This is a genomic window from Acidimicrobiales bacterium, assembly GCA_036273495.1.
Classification (GTDB): domain Bacteria; phylum Actinomycetota; class Acidimicrobiia; order Acidimicrobiales; family JAJPHE01; genus DASSEU01.
In genome coordinates, this window is sequence record DASUHN010000120.1 from 1 (window position 1) to 12,467 (window position 12,467).

The following is a 12,467-nucleotide window of genomic DNA, read 5'->3' on the forward strand; positions in this document are numbered from 1 at the left end:
CGCTGTCTCCCAAGATGGTGATACTCGACCTCCGCGACCACGCCTTCGCCAAGGCACCGTACCTGCTGGCCGGCTCGGCGGAGGAGCGGGAGAAGCTGCCCGAGGCGGTGCGCGCCGAGGCGGAGCGGATGGACGTGGCGCCGGCGGTGCGGCAACGGCTGATCGCTCTCGACGCCTCCACCATCCACCGCCTCCTGGTGCGCCACCCCGGCAACGCCAGCCGCTTCCGCCACCACCGCCACAACCGCCTGCCCCACGACGTGGTCGTCGTCGACGAGACGTCGATGGTGTCGCTGTGGCTGACGGCGCGCCTGGCCGAGGCGGTCCGGCCCGACGCCCGTCTCGTCCTCGTCGGGGACCCCCGGCAGCTGGCGTCGGTCGAGGCGGGGGCGGTGCTCGGGGACATCGTCGCCGCCCCCGCCTTGGCGGAGGACATCGTCCCCCTGCGGGCCAACCACCGCTTCCACGGCGCCCTGGCCGAGCTGGCCTCCGCCATCCAGTCCGGGGACGGGGACGCCGCCCTCGGGGTGCTCGGGGGCGGTGACGCCTCCGTGGGGTGGCTGCCCGTCGACGTCACCACTGCGCCGGCCTCGGCGCTGGACCGGGTACGGGAGGTGGTGTGCGCCGCCGGGGTGGGCCTGGTCGAGGCGGCCCGCGCCGGGGACGCCCCCGGTGCCCTCGCCGCCCTGGGCCGCTTCCGCCTCCTGTGCGCCCACCGCCGGGGGCAGGCGGGCGTGGCGGTGTGGAACCCGAGGATCGAGGAGTGGCTGGGAGCCGAGATCGAGGGCTTCTCCTCCGACGGGGCGTGGTACGTGGGCCGGCCGGTGATCGTGACCGCCAACGACTACAGCCTGCGGCTCTTCAACGGTGACACCGGCGCAGTGGTGGCACGCGACGACGGCGGGATCGGTGTGGCCTTCCGCCGGGGTGGCGCCGTCGTGCGCGTGAGCCCGTCCCGACTGGCGGCGGTGGACACGGTGTTCGCCATGACCGTGCACAAGGCCCAGGGATCCGAGTTCGACGAGGTGGCGGTCGTGCTCCCCGAGCCCTCGTCGCGGATCCTCACCCGGGAGCTGCTCTACACGGCGGTGACGCGCGCCCGGGACCGGGTGACGCTGGTCGGCTCGGCCGAGGCCGTGCACGCCGCCGTGGAGCGGCCGGTGGCCCGGGCCTCGGGCCTGACCGGCCGGCTGTCGGGCATAGTTCGGCGATGAACGTACGGGTCACCGAGGAGCGCGCCGCCGAGATCTTCGAGTCCTGCCGCAACTGGGGACGGTGGGGCGCCGACGACGAACGCGGGGCCCTCAACCTCCTGACGCCGGAGCGGGTGAGCCGGGCGGCGTCCCTGGCCCGCGCCGGCCGGGTGGTCTCGTGCGGGCGGGAGCTGCCGGTGGTCGCCGGGCCGGACAACCCCTCACCCGCCCTGCACCACATGCTGGCGGCGGGAGACGTCCAGCTGATGGGAGGCTCGGCCTTCTCGGGGTCCATGGACTTCGTCGGGGTGGCGTTCCACGGCATGGCGGTGTCCCACCTCGACGCCCTGTGCCACGTCTTCGTGAACGGCCGGATGTACAACGACTTCCCGGCCGGGGACGTCCTGAGCACCGGTGCCCGCCGTAACGCCGTCACCGTGGCGTCGGGCGGAATCGTCGGCCGGGGCGTCCTGATCGACATTCCCCGGCTGCGCGGCGTCGCATGGCTGGAGCCGGGTGAGGAGATCATGCCGGACGAGCTCGAGGCGGCGTGCCGGGAGGAGGGTGTGACGACGGAACCGGGGGACGTCATCCTGGTCGCGACCGGTCGGGACGCCCGCCGGGCCGAGCACGGGCCGTGGGACCCGTACCGGGTGGGCATCGCCGGCCTGCATCCGGAGTGCATCCCGTGGCTGCACGCCCAGGATCTCTCGGTGCTCGGCTGCGACGGCATATCCGACGTCCTGCCGGGCAACCCGCACAACTGGCCGCTCCCCGTGCACATGTGCACCCTCGTGGCCATGGGGGTGCACCTCCTCGACAACCTCTACCTGGGCGCCCTGGCCGAGGCATGCGCCGCCGAGGGGCGGTGGGAGTTCCTCTTCTGTGTCCCGCCGCTGCAGATCGGGGGCGGCACGGGGTCACCGGTCAACCCGGTGGCCGTCCTCTGAGCGGCGTAGCCTCCCGCCCCGGTGACCCGGACCTTCGATCCCTACGCATCCCAGGCCGACGACCGCTACGAGGCCATGGCCGCCGCCCGGGCGGGAGAGCGGGTCGTGGCCACTCCGGCGGGCTGGTACGTGGCCACCGCCGCCGGCGTGACGACCGGGTTGCGCGAGGTGGAGAAGTTCGTCGGGTCCTTCGCCGACACGGCCAGCCTTCCCGAAGACCTGGTCCCGATCTCGGCCATACCCGAGCCCCGCCACGGCCGGATCCGCCGGGTGATCAACTCGGTGGTGGCCACGCACCGCATGGCGGCCCTCGAGCCGTTTGCCGCCGACCTGGCCCGCCGGCTGGTGGCCGCCGCCGTCTCGGAGGGGGCGGGCGGTGACGCCGTCGATCTGGTCGAGGCGGTCGTCGATCCGTTCCCGTCGGCGGTCATAGCCGAGGCGCTCGGCGTGCCGCTCGAGGACCACGACCGCTTCCGCCGCTGGTCCGACGAGCTGCTGGCGGCCCAGCAGGGTGCGGGTGCGGGGCGGGCCATGGTCGACCAGCACCCCGAGTTCTCCGCCTACATCCGCGACGCGGTGGTCCGGCGCAAGCAGGCGGCGGATCCGCCCGACGACGTCATCGCCCGGCTCCTCCGCACCGACGTCGATGGGGAGTTCCTGTCCGACGAAGCGGTGTGCACCCAGACCATGTTCCTGATCATCGCCGGGAACGAGACGACGCGGAACCTGATCGCCAACGTCCTGCACACCGTGGCCACCGATCCCGCCCTCTACGCCCGGCTGCGCCACGACCGCCCCCTCGTCAACACCGTGATCGAGGAGTCGTTGCGCCACGACTCGCCGGTCCAGGTCCTCGGCCGCGCCGTGCTGCAGGACACCGTCATCGACGGGCGCCCGCTGGCGTGCGGGGACCGCGTGGTGTTCGGGGTGGCGTCGGCCAACCGGGACGAGCAGGTCTACGAGTGCCCGGAGCAGTTCCGCCTCGACCGTCCCCGCCCCCGGGAGCACCTGGCGTTCGGGGCCGGCCCCCACGTCTGCCCCGGCGCATCCCTGGCCCGGATGGAGGCCCGGCTGATGGTGGGGGCCTTCCTCGACGCCGTCGGGTCGTTCTCACTGGTGGACGGGTTCGTGCCCGAGCCCAACCCGGTGTTCTGGGCCTTCGGCCCGCGCCGGCTCCTCGTCCACATGCAGCCGGCCTGAGCCTCGGCCGGGCCGGCGGCGGGGTTCGGTCAGCGCGGCAGGAAGTCGAGAAGCAGCCGGTTGACCCGGTCGGGCGCCTCGAGCTGCATCCAATGGCCGGGGCCCTCCAGGCGCTCGTAGCGCCACGGTCCCTTGACGTTCTCGGCCGACCGGGTCATCTGCCCCTCGGTGAGGGCGAAGTCCCCCGTGCTCCACACGCCCATCGTCGGGGCCTGGACCGGCGGCAGCTCCAGCGGGGGCCCGATGTAGGACTCGGGCGGGATGTTGGCCCGGTACCAGTTGAGCCCCGGCGTGAGCGAGCCGGTCTTCTCCAGCTCGGCGATGACTCCGTCGGCGTCGGGATGTTGTCCCCACGAGCGGAAGTTGGCCCAACCGTCGTTGGACAGCCACTGCTCGGCCACGTCGGGGAACTGGAACAGCAGCATGTACCACGACTTCTCGTACTGGTCCCAGCCGTCGCTCCGGAACGTCGACGGGTGCCCCACCGCCAGCGCCACCAGGTGGTCGACCCGGTCCGGCGCCATGGCGGCGATGGCCCAGGCCACCGCAGCCCCCCAGTCGTGGCCGACCACGTGCGCCCGCTCCACGCCGGCATCGGCCAGCACCGCTCCCACGTCCCCCGCCAGGTAGACGATGTTGTACGCCTCGACCCCGGCCGGCTTGTCCGACGCGCCGTAGCCGCGCTGGTCGGGGACGATGACCTTGAACCCGGCGTCGACGAGGGCGGGGACCTGGTTGCGCCACAGCCGCCCGCTGTCGGGAAAGCCGTGCAGGAGGACCACCGGGCGTCCCTCCCCACTCACCTCGTAGTGGATGCCGACGCCGTCACTGTCCGCTCTCATTGCCGATGATCTCCCTTCCCTCCGCCGGACATCCACAGACTCTTCCATCTCCGAGGCCGAATCGGGATCACGCCGCCAGCCCGACCAGCTCCTCGCGGGTGGGCCCGAACCCCGGTTGCTCCCGCCAGTCCCCGCCGTGCTCGATGAACTTGTCGAGGACCCCCGGACGGGCCAGCACCTCCTCGGGCGTGGCGAGCACGCCGGCCACGTCCAGGAAGCTCCGGAAGCAGTCCGGGTCGCGGAGGAGCGACGCCCGCATGGCCTTGGCGATGCCGAAGGCCGGGTCGTCGGTCTCGTAGGTCCGGCCCGCGGCCAGAGCCTTCATCTCGGCCAGGCGGTGCCGGTCGAACTCCACGGTGGCCCGGTACCAGGGTTCGACCACGCGGGCCGTCGCCTCGGAGAAGGCCTCGTTCAGGGCGGCAGGCCGGTCGGTCCCGACCGATCGGAGGCAGTCCCTCAGGAGCTGGGCGTGCATCATCCCGATCGAGGCGCCCCGGCCCAGGGAGGGGTTGGTGCACGCCCAGGCGTCCGCCACCGCCACGATTCCGGTGGCCACCGGGCGCCCGTCGGGATTCGGATTGCGGATGCGGTCCTCGATCTTGGCCATCGTGATCACCCGGTCCTCGAGTGGCTCGGCGTCGATCCAGTGGGCGACGGTCGGCACGGACCGCACCGCCTTCTCCCAGCGGGCCACGTCCCTGAGGCCGAGCAGGGCCCGGTCGTCCGATCCGGCTATCAGCACCACCGACCACGTGCCGTTGTCGGCGGCGAGGGTCGCCACCGATATCGACCCGAACTCCTGCAGGGCTCCCCCGATGTCGGCGGGCAGGCTGCCGTCGGCTGACCGGTAGTGCCGCCCGTAGTACATGAACCCGCTGTCCTCCAGCTCCTCCTCGGGGGGCCGGGCCCCCACCGCCGCCAGCCAGGCCGGCTGAGCGGAGCGCCGGCCCGTGCAGTCGACCACCAGGTCGGCGGTCAGTTCCTCCCCGTCGGCGGTCGTCACCCCGGTGACGTGGGGCACGCCGGCCGCGGCCTCGGCACCCGTCCGGAGGCCCGCCACCGCCGTTCCCCGCCGCACCTCCAGGCCCGCCGTGGCCGCCGCCACCCCCGCCACGGCCCGCTCGACCACGGCCCGCCGCCCCGTGAGCATCTCGAAGCGGTCGTCCCCCTCCCGGCGTCCGCCCGTGAAGTCCGCCGGCGCCTCCAGCAGCGGGTTGCTGCGGAGGGCGCCGTCCCGCTCGAGGGCCGCCACCACCTCGGGCAGCTCGGCCTCGAGGATCTGGCGGTAGCGGGGCATGAACAGATGGGCCAGCCGGAACTGGTTGACGCCCCTGCGCTCCCAGCTCTCCCAGGCGCCGGCGGCATCGGCCGGGGGCGGCTCCGGGTCCCGTTCGAGCATCCGGACCTCGTTGCGTCCTTGGCCAGCATCATGCCGAGGCCGAGGCCGACGACGCCCCCTCCGACGATCACGACATTGGCCACGACCGCTCCTTTCCGGACGCCGGTCAGTGGCGCCAGTGTCTCACGGCCGCCGGTGGCGGGCCAGATGCGCGCGCGCCTTGAGCGCGCCCCACACCAGTCCCATCTCGGCCAGCTCGGGATCGAGATCGGCGAAGCTGGTCGGGGTTATCCCGTAGATATCGTCGGGGAAGTGGCGCCGGGCGTAGTCGTCCCTTTCGGGAGGTTCGGCACCGGCGTCCCGCAACACCGCCGTGGGCCACGCCACCGCCCGCCGTACCACGGCCATCGGGTTCTGGCGCTGATGGTCGACGTCGGCGGTGAGGAGGGCACGGAGCTCCGGCCCGACCGCCTCGGCCGCATCGGCTCCCACCGCCCGGGCCCGGCTCGCGAGCGCGGCATCGGCCCCTGCCGGCTGTGACGCCGACCTTTCGCGTACCACCCGCTCCGCCCACCCCGGCAGGCTGGCGGTCAGCGCCTCGGCCAGCTCGGCGCCGGCGCGGGCCAGCTCGGCGTCAGGGTCCACTCAGCACCACGGTCCACTCCCGCCGGTGAATCGCGACGGAGGGATCAGTACGTCAGCCGACGGCTTCGCGCCGGTCGGCGCCCCGCTCGCTCAGGCGGTAGAGAAGAGCGCGTTCCTCGGAGCCGAGACGCTCGGCCGCCGCGCTCTGCGGCTTGCGCGGAGTACCGAGCCGCTCGGTGAGCAGGCTCAGGTTGTGCGACGCCGCCTCCAGCTGGTTGCGCAGCTCGTCGCGCTCCGCCGCGAGCGCGTCGCGTTCGGCGCGGGCGCGGGCCGTCTCCCGCTCGAGCTCGGCATTGCGCGCCACCAGCTGATCGAGCCGCCGTCGAACGGAGGCGGTCGGCTGGTTGGCATCGGTGCGCGAGGTGAGGGCGCGCGTCACCTGGGCCAGAAGAGCCGCCGCCACCTGGTCGTAGTCGACATTGGCCGCGTCCACCGTGCCGTGCTCTCCGTCGGAGGTGATGCTCCGCTCCGGTGGGGACCGGACGACTCCGCCCGGCGCCGTCGCTCCCGTGCGGAGGTCGATCTCCGGCGCGGGCGCATCCGCCGCCGGCGCGATGCGATACGTGCGCTTGCCGCGCACCTCGCGGGTGATGTGGCCGGCCTTCTCCATGGAGGAGATCAGCTGCACGAAGCCGAGTGACGTCCCCGCGTAGCCCACGGCGTCCTTGAGTACGGCCGTGGCGCGTCCCTCCCGGTCCTCGACCGGTCCGTTATGCGACAGATATGCGGCTATGCGGTTGCGGGCTGTCAGGTCCTTCGGCACAGAGAGCCTTCTCCGGGTGTCAGGAGTACGCGCCTGCGCTGGGCACGGACTGAGGATGTGTTGGGAGCTGCGTATACGTCAACAGCATTGGTGTGACAATAGGTTCCCATCATATGGATCGCGAAATCAAACCGGGGCCGGATTCCGCTCTCTCCGGGGTGCCCGGGGATAATACACCCCGTTTCCGCATCCCTGCCGCCGTCACACCCCCCGGTCATGATTTGTCCCCATGACGACAACTGCAACGTTCGAGAAGGTCAAGGCGGACGTGGCCGAGAAGGTCCGGAAGCTCCTCGTCCAGGCCGAGGATCCCGCCGCCACCCCCGAAGAGGCCCAGACCTTCACGGCCAAGGCGCAGCAGCTCATGACCAAGTACGCCATCGACCTGGCCATGATCACCGACGCGGAGCGCGTCGACCGGGTCATGGAGCGCGGTTGGAAGATCGAGGGGCCCTATGCCGCCCACAAGGTCTCGTTGGTCAACGCCGTCAGCCGGGCGAACGACTGCCGGGCCATCTACACCCCGCTGGACGGCGGGGCGCGCTACATAGAGGTGGTGGGCTTCCCCACCGACGTCGAGTGGGTCGAGACGCTGTCGGCGTCGCTGGTGTTCCAGCTGACCGTCGTGCTGGCGGCGGCCATGCGCGTGAAGCCGGCCCGGGTGCACGGACGCACCTACGCGGTCGGGTTCGTCGAGGGATTCGTCCAGGAGGTCTCGGGCCGTCTCCACCAGGCCCGGCGGGACGCGGTGGCGGCGGCCGACGCCGAGAGAAGGGCCGGCGCCGGCTTGGACGGATCGCCTTTCGGGCCGATCGGGTCGCGTCCGGACGGCAGGTCGGTCGAGCTGGTGCTCGTGGCCAAGGCCCGGCAGGTGGAGGACGAGTTCAAGGTCCGCTTCCCGGGGGCCCGGAGCGTGAGCAGGTACACCCGGCTGGCGAGCTGGGCCGGGTACGGCCCGGGACGGGACGCGGGCCGGCGCGCCGACCTGGCGCGCGGCTCGGTCGGCACCCGCCGCGGGCTGTCCGCCTGAGCACCTGACCGCGGAGGCGGAGGTCGCGGTGCGCGCCAAGCTCGGAGCGTGGCAGGCCGACGTGTACGCCGCCGAGCACGAGGCCCTGAGCGGTCGGGGCCGGCGGTGGCGGCGGGTGCGCGAAGCCCAGGAGTACGTCGACGCCCTCGTGGCGTCACCCTGGTTCGCAGAGAGATGGCCGCACTTCCTGCGGTGCGTGGTCGAACGCCGGGGCGCCGGCTCGGTGTACTCCACCAACGACGTGCTGGACCGGTGCGGTGACGACGGCGCCCCGGCCGAGGGGGCGGTGCTGCTGGCGGACGGCTGTCTGTGCCAGGAGGTCCTCCTGCACGAGCTCGCCCATCTCCTCGCGCCGCCGGAGTCCGGTCACGGACCCGGGTTCCTGGCCGTCCAGACCGAGCTGGTCCGCCGGGAGATGGGCTTCTACGCCTTCGTCGAGTACCGGGAGGCGCTGGCCCGGCGCCGGCGTGCAGACTTGGCCCGGTGAGCGGACAGCTCGAAGGAAAGGTGGCGGTGGTCACCGGCTCGTCCAGTGGCATCGGGGCGGCGGCGGCCCGGCTGATGGCCGCCGAGGGAGCGCGCATCGTCGTGAACTCCGTGACCTCGGTCGCCGCAGGTGAGGCCCTGGCCGCCGAGCTTCCGGACGCCTCCTACGTCCAGGCCGACATCGCCGACGAGTCGCAGGCGCACGCCCTCGTCGCCGCCACGCTCGAGCGGTACGGCCGCCTCGACATCCTCGTCAACAACGCCGGCGCCACCCGGGTCATCCCCCACCACGACCTGGCGGCGGTGACCGACGAGGACTGGCAGCGCATCCTGGGCACCAACGTGGTGGGTACGTGGTACGTCACCCGGGCGGCGGTGGACGCCCTGCGGGCCGACGGCGGGGGCTGCGTGATCAACGTGACGAGCATCGCCGGCGTCCGCCCCACCGGGAGCTCGATCCCCTATGCCGTCTCCAAGGCCGCCCTCAACCACCTCACCGTGCTGCTCGCCAACATCCTCGGACCGGAGATCCGGGTCAACGCCGTGGCGCCGGGCCTCGTCGACACCCCGTGGACGGCCGACTGGGGACCGGTGAAGGAGATGTGGGCCGGGCGGGCGCCGCTGCGGCGCACGGGAACGCCCGAGGACGTGGCCCGGGTGTGCCTGACGCTGGCCACTGCCGACTGGATGACCGGGGAGGTCGTGCTGGTCGACGGCGGGATGCACCTGCGCTGAGCGGAGCCCGCCGGCGCCGCCCGGCGGCCCGGCCGCGGGCCCGGGGGTTCACACTTCCCTAACGCGTCGGTGCCACGCTGGAGCCCGCTATGGCCAGCGGCCCGGGCACGATCGTCGTCATCGAGGACGACCACAACATCTCCGACCTCGTCGACCTCTACCTGCGCCGGGACGGCTTCCGGGTGATCCAGGCCGCCGACGGGGCGGCCGGCCTCGACGCCATCGCCCGGGAGAAGCCGCGGTTGGTGGTGCTCGACATCGGCCTGCCCGGGGAGATCGACGGCCTCGAGCTGTGCCGGCGCCTCCGCACCCGGGACACGGTGCCGGTGCTCATGCTCACCGCACGCGACACCGAGCTCGACCGGGTCCTCGGCCTCGAGATCGGCGCCGACGACTACGTGACCAAGCCCTTCTCCCCCCGGGAGCTGGTGGCGCGGGTGAAGGCCATCCTGCGCCGGGCCGAGGGTCCCCCTCCGGAGGCCCCCGAGGTGCTGGCCGTCGGCTCCGTCGAGGTCGACCGGGGGCGAAGGGAGGCCCGCGTCGCCGGCACCACCGTTACCCTCGCCGCCCGCGAGTTCGACCTGCTGTCGTTCCTGGCCGACAACACCGGGCTGGTCCTCAGCCGGCAGCAGCTGCTCGACGGGGTGTGGGGCCACGACTGGTACGGGGATCCCCGCACCGTCGACGTCCACGTGCGCCAGCTCCGCAAGAAGCTGGGTGACGCCCTGCCGCTCGCCACGGTGTGGGGTGTCGGGTACCGGCTGGGATGAAGCGGCGCCTGACCGTCGCCATCCTGGGCGTGGTGATCGGCGCCCTCGCCGTCGCCGGCGTCGGCAGCCTCCTCCTGGTCCGGCGGGCCGTGGTCAACCAGACGCGGGACCGGCTCGTCACCCAGGCGCGGGTCATCGCCGGCAATCTCGACACCGTGCTCGGCCGCACCGGCAACGCCCGCAACGTGCTCAAGCTCATCACGGACGTGGCGCGCCTCGAGGACACGGCCATCACCGTGATCCAACCGGGCGGCCAGCTCACCCCGATCGTGCCGTCGGCCCCGCTCCTCGGGCTCGACGGAACGGCGCAGCCGCTGCCGTCGGGCCTGTCCTCCGCCGAGCTGCACCCGGCCCAGTTGCTGGCCGGCCGGACGGTGACGGGCCGCCAGGGCGGACTGGTGTTCGCAGCGGTGCCGACGACGCTCAGCGCGAGCGCCCTGATCCCCGCCAACCCGGCCAACGCCACCCAGTCGGCCCGGGCCACCCGGCTGCGTCAGAGGCTGGCCACCCTGATCCCGAACGGGTCCGTGCAGATGGCCGTCATCGTGACCGGCGTCGTGGTCGGGGCCCCCGGGGCCACGTCCTATTTCATCTTCGCCGGCCTGGCCGCCCTCCTCGTGGCCGCCCTGGTGGCGGAGCGGCTGGGCCAGCGCATAATCCGGCCGCTGCGCGACGTCGAGACGGCGGCCCGGCGCATCGCCGGTGGTGACCTGACGACCCGGCTGTCCGTGGCCGGGGCCGAGTACCCGGAGCTGGCGTCGCTGGCCGGATCGATCAACTCCATGACCGCGAGCCTGGAGCGGTCGCGCGGCCTGGAGCGGCAGTTCTTCATGTCGATCTCCCATGACCTGCGCACCCCGTTGACCTCGATCAAGGGCTGGGCCGAGGCCATCGCCGACGGCGCCACCGACGGCCGGCGGGCGGCGGACGTGATCGGGGCCGAGGCCCGCCGCCTCGAGCGGCTGGTGCAGGACCTGCTCGACCTGGCCAAGCTCGACTCCCACGCCTTCTCCCTCCACCTGGTCCCGACCGACATCACCGAGGTGGTGGCCGACACCGCCGAGAGCCTGCGGCCCTCCGCCGACGAGGCCGGCATCTCCCTCGAGGTGCAGGTTCCCGACGTGCGGGTGGAGGCGCTGGCCGACCCCGACCGGCTGGCCCAGGTCGTGGCCAACCTGGTCGAGAACGCCTACAAGTTCGCCCGCAGCCGCATACGCGTCGCCGCCGGGCCGGTGACCGGCGGGGCGCTGATCGGGGTGGAGGACGACGGGCCCGGCATCCCGGCCGAGGACCTGGCTCATGTGTTCGAGCGCCTGCACCAGTCGGGCCGTACTCCGGCCCGCCAGGCCGGCTCCGGGCTGGGGCTGGCCATCGTCAAGGAGCTGACCGAGGCCATGGGCGCCACCGTCCGGGTCGACTCCCCGGTGGGGCCGGACGGTGGCACCCGCATGGTCGTGGCCCTGATGGCGGGATCAGGCGGCGGAGGTGACGCCGGCGGGGGTCCCGCTGCCCGGGCCGGTGCCGCTACCGGCTGAGGGAGCTGGCGTCGGGGCTCCGGTGGTCGTGCTGGCGGCCGGAGGCGCGACCGTGGTGGGGTCGTTGTCGCGACGCCGGATGAGGAAGGGATCCGAGCCCGGGTTCACCTTCTTGTCGCCCAGATGGACGAACCTCGTCGGCAGCGACGACCCGTCCGCCTCGAGGTCGACGCGCAGGCCGGGCGTGCAGCTGGTGGTGAAGTCCACGCCGTCCACCCACCCGTAGTTCACGAAGCGGAAGGTCAGGGTGTGGCCGTTGTTGGTCACCTTGATGACGTCGTTCTTCTCGTCCCGGACCCGCACGACGTGGCCGATCTGGCCGGCGGTGGTGATCGTGCCGGTGAACACGACCTTGTTGGCCTTGCCGGGCAGCACCGGGTGGCTCACCCGGATGGCCCAGCCGCCCTTGGGGTTGTGCCACATGTACACGCCGTCGTCGTGGGCGTCGAAGCCGTCGGGCCTGCCCTGGACGTAGCCGGGCCAGTGGGCGTCGGTGTCGCACGCCGCCGCCTTGGGAGCGGAGCCCGACGGTGATCCCGTCGGCGCGCCCGAGCCGGTGCCGGTCGTGGCCGCCAGGGCGCCGGGGGCGCCGGCCAGGACGGCGGCGGCCACGACCGCCGAGCCCGCCAGGGCCTTGAGCGGGAGGGACGGGACGGCCCGGGACCTGCGGGGGAGGGTCTTGCCGGTCATCGTGTCGATCTCCTTCGGGTGTGGTGCCGGGTGTCTCCCGGTCTCCCGAAGCGAGTGTCGACACGGTCCGTTGTCGGACCTCGGTCCTTGCGTTAGGGCTCTGTTATGGGAGCGGCGACCGGTTGGTTGGAGCGCTACCCCCGCCGGGCCAGCACGACCCCGGCCGTCACTCCCCCCACCGCGAACACCGGCACCCCCACCCTCCCGCTCACCGGCAGGCGGGAGCCGGCCAGCACCGTCGCCACCAGGTCGGCGGCGTCGGCCCCCGCCCCCGCCTCGAGCCAGCCCC

The 12,467-nt window shown here is 73.1% G+C and carries 13 protein-coding genes; 8 read left to right on the plus strand and 5 right to left on the minus strand.

Going from position 1 to position 12,467, the window contains the following annotated elements:
• From recD to VFW24_05065, 3 genes are all read left to right on the plus strand, one after another.
• A partial coding sequence (gene recD / locus VFW24_05055; GenBank protein ID HEX5266120.1) for an exodeoxyribonuclease V subunit alpha occupies nt 1–1,214 on the plus strand: 1,214 nt, incomplete at its 5' end.
• Complete coding sequence (locus tag VFW24_05060) at nt 1,211–2,143, plus strand: cyclase family protein (protein HEX5266121.1); 933 nt, start codon at nt 1,211–1,213, stop codon at nt 2,141–2,143. The genes recD and VFW24_05060, both read left to right, overlap by 4 nt.
• A 21-nt stretch (nt 2,144–2,164) precedes the next feature.
• Complete coding sequence (locus tag VFW24_05065; GenBank protein HEX5266122.1) at nt 2,165–3,343, plus strand: cytochrome P450; 1,179 nt, start codon at nt 2,165–2,167, stop codon at nt 3,341–3,343.
• A 29-nt stretch (nt 3,344–3,372) separates the two neighbouring features.
• On the opposite strand, the gene VFW24_05070 is transcribed toward VFW24_05065, so the two are convergent.
• From VFW24_05070 to VFW24_05085, 4 genes are all read right to left on the minus strand, one after another.
• Complete coding sequence (locus VFW24_05070; protein ID HEX5266123.1) at nt 3,373–4,185, minus strand: alpha/beta hydrolase; 813 nt, start codon at nt 4,183–4,185, stop codon at nt 3,373–3,375.
• Nucleotides 4,186–4,252: 67 nt separating this feature from the next.
• Nucleotides 4,253–5,584, minus strand: coding sequence for a hypothetical protein (locus VFW24_05075; protein HEX5266124.1), 1,332 nt, complete (start codon nt 5,582–5,584; stop codon nt 4,253–4,255).
• Between the two features lie 123 nt (nt 5,585–5,707).
• A complete protein-coding gene (locus VFW24_05080) occupies nt 5,708–6,169 on the minus strand; it encodes a hypothetical protein (protein ID HEX5266125.1) in 462 nt (153 codons plus the stop codon).
• Nucleotides 6,170–6,221: 52 nt separating this feature from the next.
• Nucleotides 6,222–6,932 (minus strand): hypothetical protein, encoded by a 711-nt coding sequence (locus tag VFW24_05085; GenBank protein ID HEX5266126.1) that lies wholly within the window; start codon nt 6,930–6,932, stop codon nt 6,222–6,224.
• A 229-nt stretch (nt 6,933–7,161) separates the two neighbouring features.
• Between VFW24_05085 and VFW24_05090 the strand changes: the two genes are divergently transcribed.
• The 5 genes from VFW24_05090 to VFW24_05110 all read left to right on the plus strand — a co-directional run bounded on the left by VFW24_05090 (nt 7,162) and on the right by VFW24_05110 (nt 11,488).
• On the plus strand, nt 7,162–7,962 hold the full coding sequence (locus VFW24_05090; protein ID HEX5266127.1) for a DUF2786 domain-containing protein: 801 nt from the start codon (nt 7,162–7,164) through the stop codon (nt 7,960–7,962).
• Nucleotides 7,963–7,990: 28 nt separating this feature from the next.
• Entirely contained in the window at nt 7,991–8,449 is a 459-nt protein-coding gene (locus VFW24_05095; GenBank protein HEX5266128.1) for a hypothetical protein, read from the plus strand.
• The gene (locus VFW24_05100; protein HEX5266129.1) at nt 8,446–9,183 is read left to right on the plus strand and encodes a glucose 1-dehydrogenase; all 738 of its coding nucleotides are present in this window, start codon (nt 8,446–8,448) and stop codon (nt 9,181–9,183) included. Before VFW24_05095 ends, VFW24_05100 begins: the two co-directional genes overlap by 4 nt.
• 89 nt (nt 9,184–9,272) lie before the next feature.
• Nucleotides 9,273–9,953: a response regulator transcription factor gene (locus VFW24_05105; GenBank protein HEX5266130.1), complete on the plus strand. Its 681-nt coding sequence runs from the start codon at nt 9,273–9,275 to the stop codon at nt 9,951–9,953.
• The gene (locus VFW24_05110; protein HEX5266131.1) at nt 9,950–11,488 is read left to right on the plus strand and encodes a HAMP domain-containing sensor histidine kinase; all 1,539 of its coding nucleotides are present in this window, start codon (nt 9,950–9,952) and stop codon (nt 11,486–11,488) included. The genes VFW24_05105 and VFW24_05110 overlap by 4 nt, the downstream gene beginning before the upstream one ends.
• Here the strand turns inward: VFW24_05110 and VFW24_05115 are convergent.
• A complete protein-coding gene (locus VFW24_05115) occupies nt 11,426–12,178 on the minus strand; it encodes a hypothetical protein (protein ID HEX5266132.1) in 753 nt (250 codons plus the stop codon). The genes VFW24_05110 and VFW24_05115 overlap by 63 nt on opposite strands.
• Nucleotides 12,179–12,467 lie beyond the last annotated feature (289 nt).